Below are 3,247 nucleotides of genomic sequence, written 5' to 3' on the forward strand. Positions count from 1 at the left end.
GCCGGCCCGGCGGGAGCTGGGGCGGCCGGCCGCTGCGGTCGGCGCAGCCGGGCCCTGCCCTCGACCAGCGTCGCGACCAGGGCCAGCGCGGCGACCGCGGCGACCACGATCCACAGATGTGCGTTCATCAGCTGCTCCACCTCACGTCGGCGCCGCCCGGCCGGGGCCCGGACCTCTGCTGTCTTCGTGCCCCCAACGAGCCGGTTCACCGGCCGGTTCCGCCCCCCGGCCCCTGCCCGCGACCGTTACTGGCCGATCCGTCCGTCGATCCGCTCCCGCAACAGGTCAACATGCCCCAGGTGACGGGCGTACTCCCAGATCATGCCGACCAGCGCCTCCCGCAGCGACACCGCCCCTCCGCCGCTGCCGTGCTGATTGAGGGGATCCTCGCCGGTGATGTCGAGATCGGGCGCCCCGGCCACGAACCGCTCGGCGAAGTCCACCTCCGCACGCCACGCGTCCCACGCCTCCGCCACCACCCGCGGGTCGGCGACAGCGCCGTCGAAATCACCGTCGCGGTCGGTGTCGGAGCAGAACAGCCGGGGCACGTCCTGGCCCGACATCATGACGCGGAAGGTCGCGCGCTCGCCTTCGGCCAGATGGCGTATCAGCCCCAGGAGCGACATCGTGGACGGCTCGACGGATCGCCGCGCCAAGGCCTCGGCGTCAAGACCCGCGCATTTCATCTCCAGGGTGAGGCGGGCACAGCGCAGGGATTCGACCAGCGTGCTGCGCTCGTCGCCCAGCGTGGGGCCGTTCTCCCGCGGGTCGTCGTCGGAGGGTCTGCCGTCCGCGGTGAACATGTCGGCTCGTCGCGTGGTGGCCATGGCCGCCATCATCAGCGGCGCGCCCGGCGGCCGACAACGGGTTATCGGTCCCCGCGCCCGCCGCCGGCGCCGGAGTTAGGGTGATGGCGACGAGACTGAGACTCCGGAGACGGATCTCGTCCGACACGGCGGTGATCGGAGGGAACGCGATGGGGGACCAGGAGACCCGGGCCGCGCTGGACCGGCACTGGGCGGCCTCGGCCGCCGGGGACCAGGACGCCGAGCACGAGATCTACCACGACGACGCGGTGACCGACTATCCGCAGTCGGGTGAGCGTATCCGCGGCCGCCGCGATCTCCAGGCGCTGCGCTCCCACCACCCGGCCGATCTGCGGTTCACCGTCCGCCGGATCACCGGCGGCGGAGACCTGTGGATCACCGAGTACGTGATGGACTACGACGGCAAACCCTCATCGGTGATCAGCATCATGGAGTTCCGGGACGGCAAGGTCGTCCATGAGACGCAGTACTTCGCCGATCCGTTCACGCCACCGGCCTGGCGGGCCCAGTGGGTGGAACCCATGCCCGGCTCCTGACGCCCGGCCGGTCCGGGCCGGGCACAGCCCCCGACCTGCGTCAGGAACGGGCGGCCGGGCCGCTCAGGTGCCCGGCGGCGTGGCGCAGCGAGCGGCAGGCGACGACCGCCCAGGCCGCGGCGAGCAGCACGTACAAGGCGACGGCCGGCCAGATGAACAGCTGCGAACCGGTGCGGGCGGCCAGGGCGGCGGTGCCGGTGACGCAGGCGCCGAGGGGGAAGATGAAGGACCACCAGGTGGGCGCGAAAGGCAGCCCCGCCCGGAACGCGCGGACGGTCAGCGCCGCGGCGAGTGCCAGCCACAGCAGGGCGAAGCCCCACACGCCCACCCCGCCCAGAAGGGCGAGGACCGCGGCACCTTGCGCGGAGGGCGCCGGCAGGGTGCTGCGCGCCGCCGTGGCCAGCCCGCCCAGCGCCGTCACCGCCTGGCCGAGCGCCCCCGAGGCCGATCCACACCGTGGGCACGACCGCGCCGGCCGGCGCGTCGTGGTGCACCATGCGGCTGTAGAGCATGGCCAGCACCAGCAGCACCGCCACCGCACCGAGGCCGAGCATCGCGTAGCAGCCCAGCAGCAGGGCCAGGCGCGGCTGACCGGCCGGCGCGTGCGGGACGAGCAGCGCGCCGGTCGCCGCCGAGACCAGGGGCGGCACCACCGGCATCAGCCAGCCGCCGAACGCCGCGTCCGCGGTGAAGCGGTGCCGGGTGACCATCAGGTACGGCACCGCGCAGGCTGTGGCAAGACCGAGCGCGGTACCGAGCGACCACAGCGCCCAGTCCACGTCCAGCGCCGCCCCGGCGCCGATGACCCGCCGGCCCAGGAGCAGCGCCCCGGCGCCCACGGTGAGCAGCGCCACCGCCGGCGCGCCGAAGAACTGGGCCTGCGCCGGATCGGCGGCGTGCAGCCGCAGCGCCCGCTGCCGGAGGTAGCAGGCAGCCAGGACGACGAGCAGCAGCGCGGCGCCCAGCCAGACCACCGTGGCGGCGGTCCGCAGGCCGGCGAAGCTGCGCGGCAAGGTGACAGCCGCGTTGGCGACGATGCCGGTGCCCATGACGGCCGCGAACCAGCTGGGGGCGAGCAGCGTACGCCCCGGGCGGTTCGCCGTCGGCGGCGCGGGACGGGCCGCACCGTGGGACCTCGGATCCAGGTCGCCCCCGGTCGGGACGGCCGGGGCACTGCTGGGGTGGGGTGGACACGGGGTGGAACGCCTCTTTCCTCGTCGGGGGAGCGCCGCCGTCCCGGGACCACCGTCCTGGGCGGCCGACCGGGGGCGCGGACCTGCGTCGCGGGTCGCGGGTCGGTCGGGCGGGAACCGACGCGGACTCCGCCGGCGGCCGGCACATCGAAACTACGGCGGCATCCGGCTCCGACCGCACAGCAGCACGAGCCACAACACCCTCACATCAGGACCCGGGGGCCGCCTCTCCGCGGAGGCGGCCCGCTCGGCCCGCGGTGCACGCCGTCACGGCCGGCCGCGCGGCCCCCGCGCCGATGCCATGCGCGCCGGCCGGCGAGGTCCGGGCGGCGGAGCACGGCCCGGTCGTCCCCGACCCCGTCGTCGTCCTCGGCGGTGCCCGGCGCATCGCGCCGGGTGAGGGTGTGGGGCCGCATGCGCCGCCCGCGGACGGTGCTCCAGGCCCAGGTCCAGGGCCCGAGTCCAGGCCCAGGTCGCGTACGGGTCCGGGTCGGCGCCGGGGTGCGGCACCCGGCCCGGCCGGTGCCCGATATGCGGCGCGATCCGCCGATCGCGGACCACGATGTCCTGATCTGCCGCAGCCCCGGCACGTTCGGGTGCTCCGCCGCGCCGAGGAGTCCTCATAGCCTCGGAGGGGCTGACGAGGTCGGCCGGCCGCCCCGCCCCCGGCCCGTTCCGGCGGTCGGCGCCG

Annotated in this window: 3 protein-coding genes and 1 pseudogene; 1 reads left to right on the forward strand and 3 read right to left on the reverse strand. The window is 75.5% G+C overall.

Translation table 11 applies throughout. The features are described 5' to 3' along the window. Nucleotides 1–245: 245 nt before the first annotated feature. The gene (locus GA0115240_RS23930; RefSeq protein ID WP_093739510.1) at nucleotides 246–827 is read right to left on the reverse strand and encodes a DinB family protein; all 582 of its coding nucleotides are present in this window, start codon (nucleotides 825–827) and stop codon (nucleotides 246–248) included. A 149-nt stretch (nucleotides 828–976) separates the two neighbouring features. Between GA0115240_RS23930 and GA0115240_RS23935 the strand changes: the two genes are divergently transcribed. Beyond that, nucleotides 977–1,363, forward strand: coding sequence for a nuclear transport factor 2 family protein (locus GA0115240_RS23935; protein ID WP_093739512.1), 387 nt, complete (start codon nucleotides 977–979; stop codon nucleotides 1,361–1,363). 40 nt (nucleotides 1,364–1,403) lie between these two features. Here GA0115240_RS23935 and GA0115240_RS38540 read toward each other — a convergent pair whose 3' ends face one another. Together GA0115240_RS38540 and GA0115240_RS38545 are read right to left on the reverse strand one after the other, a co-directional pair. Then, complete coding sequence (locus GA0115240_RS38540; RefSeq protein WP_256069950.1) at nucleotides 1,404–1,784, reverse strand: SLAC1 family transporter; 381 nt, start codon at nucleotides 1,782–1,784, stop codon at nucleotides 1,404–1,406. Between the two features lie 76 nt (nucleotides 1,785–1,860). Next, nucleotides 1,861–2,412 (reverse strand): annotated as a pseudogene (locus GA0115240_RS38545) (C4-dicarboxylate ABC transporter); the annotation flags it as partial. Between the last annotated feature and the right edge of the window lie 835 nt (nucleotides 2,413–3,247).

It is taken from the genome of Streptomyces sp. DvalAA-14 (genome assembly GCF_900091855.1).
Classification (GTDB): Bacteria; Actinomycetota; Actinomycetes; order Streptomycetales; family Streptomycetaceae; genus Actinacidiphila.